Origin of the sequence: Chryseobacterium sp. JUb7 (assembly GCF_024806495.1) — a bacterium.
In the GTDB taxonomy this organism is placed as follows: Bacteria; Bacteroidota; Bacteroidia; order Flavobacteriales; family Weeksellaceae; genus Chryseobacterium.
The window spans coordinates 1-1,687 of sequence record NZ_JANUFF010000032.1 but is presented as its reverse complement, the minus strand read 5'-3'; the positions used below and the strand labels follow the sequence as shown (position 1 = coordinate 1,687).

3 protein-coding genes are annotated in these 1,687 nt (G+C 31.4%); 2 read left to right on the top strand and 1 reads right to left on the bottom strand.

Annotated features, from left to right (window positions below; genetic code table 11):
• Positions 1-115: 115 nt before the first annotated feature.
• Positions 116-565 carry a PA2169 family four-helix-bundle protein gene (locus tag M2373_RS22525; RefSeq protein ID WP_259113749.1) on the bottom strand — a complete coding sequence of 150 codons (450 nt, stop codon included), beginning with the start codon at positions 563-565 and terminating at the stop codon, positions 116-118.
• Positions 566-730: 165 nt separating this feature from the next.
• Between M2373_RS22525 and M2373_RS22520 the strand changes: the two genes are divergently transcribed.
• Positions 731-1,399, top strand: a complete 669-nt coding sequence (locus M2373_RS22520) for a MarR family winged helix-turn-helix transcriptional regulator (protein ID WP_259113746.1) — start codon at positions 731-733, stop codon at positions 1,397-1,399.
• Between the two features lies 1 nt (position 1,400).
• Positions 1,401-1,687: NAD(P)/FAD-dependent oxidoreductase (locus M2373_RS22515; protein WP_259113743.1), on the top strand; the 287-nt coding region annotated here is incomplete at its 3' end.

Genomic DNA, 1,687 nt, shown 5'->3' with positions numbered 1-1,687 from the left:
ATTCTTTTAGACAATACGAAATTGTAGATATGCATTTTGGCTTTCTGTGCATATTAGCCATTTGGATATAAAAAAAAGAGAGCTTTGAAAACTCTCTTTTTAATTATAATCAATATTAATTTCTTTTTTCCAAATTTTCAAATTTATTAAAGGAAGATTTCAAATGATGAAGCTGATCTGCAACCACTTTAGAACTCTCCGGACAGAGATCGCCACTATCCAATGCGTCCTGATAAGCATTAATAGCTGCTTTCTCCCCGAAAACTACATTTTGCAGCGTTGATTCGTCTTTGTCTGCAGAGAAAGAATTTTTAACATCTATCCATGTCCGGTGAATGGCTCCTGCAGTACTTGTCGTATTATCTGCTTCTCCTCCTCTTTCATTAATTAATCCGATTAAATCATTTTTCATGGTTTGTGATTGCGAAACCATTTGATCATAATCTGATTTCAAACCGGAATGAGTATCCCATACTTTGTCTTCTACTTTTGAAAATCCTTCAATTCTGTCATTGGTGATGTTCAGCAAATCATTAAGTACTGATACTGTTTTTTCGTTGTTCATAATATTTTGTTATTTGGTGTCCATCATAATTTACAATTATCATGCCTGTTTTAACCAAACATAAAATATTAATGAATTTTATTCTTTGGCACAAAAAATGATATTAGTTTATTTATAAACTATTTTTTAAATAAATAAAGTTAATTTATAAACCATTTTATTGTCATGAATTATAAGATCACCAAAGATATTATCGGTCTTCTAGAAGAATTTGAAACAGAAAATGTATCATTAAGGTATACGAATGATATTAAAGGTTTTAAAAAATGGATCAGCGATAAAGAATTTCGTCATCAAAACAATAATGATGAACCCTACTGGGAAGGCAAAGAAAATGGAAGAAGCCCCGAAAGTGTAATAAGTACTCTACTGTTGCATCTTAATAAATATGCAAAAACATATTCTAAATCTGCCATTGCAGAGTCTGAATTTGCAACTCAGGAAGATTTTATTTATCTCATCAATTTAAAAGCTTTCGGCAGCATGTCAAAAATGGAATTGATTAAGAAAAATATTCATGACAAACCTGTGGGAATGTTGATTATCGCAAGACTTTTAAATAATGGCTGGGTTGAACAATATGGATCTGAAAGTGATAAACGCAATAAAATCATTCAAATTTCTGAAAAAGGTCTGAAAACATTAGAACAGCAGATGACTAAAATAAGAAAGGCAACAGAAATTGTTGTGGGAAACTTAACTTTTGCTGAAAAAATGGAACTCATCAGAATTTTAAATAAGCTCGATCGTTTCCATTATCCGATATTTTCCAGAAATATCAAGAGCAAAGATCTCATTCAGACAGTATTTGAAGAATATTCATTTAAAAATTAATATGAAAAAGAAAATTGCGATAATAGGATCTGGCTTTTCAGGACTATCGGCTGCTGCTTATGCGGCAAAAGATGGTCATGAAGTTCATCTTTTTGAAAAAAATGCTGAAATCGGAGGCAGAGCAAGGCATTTTAAAACATCCAACGGATATACTTTTGATATGGGACCAAGCTGGTACTGGATGCCTGATATTATAGAATCTTTCTTTAATGATTTTGGAAAAAAAACGTCTGACTTTTACTCATTGATACCTCTAAATCCTCAATTTGAAATGGTATTTTCTGATAG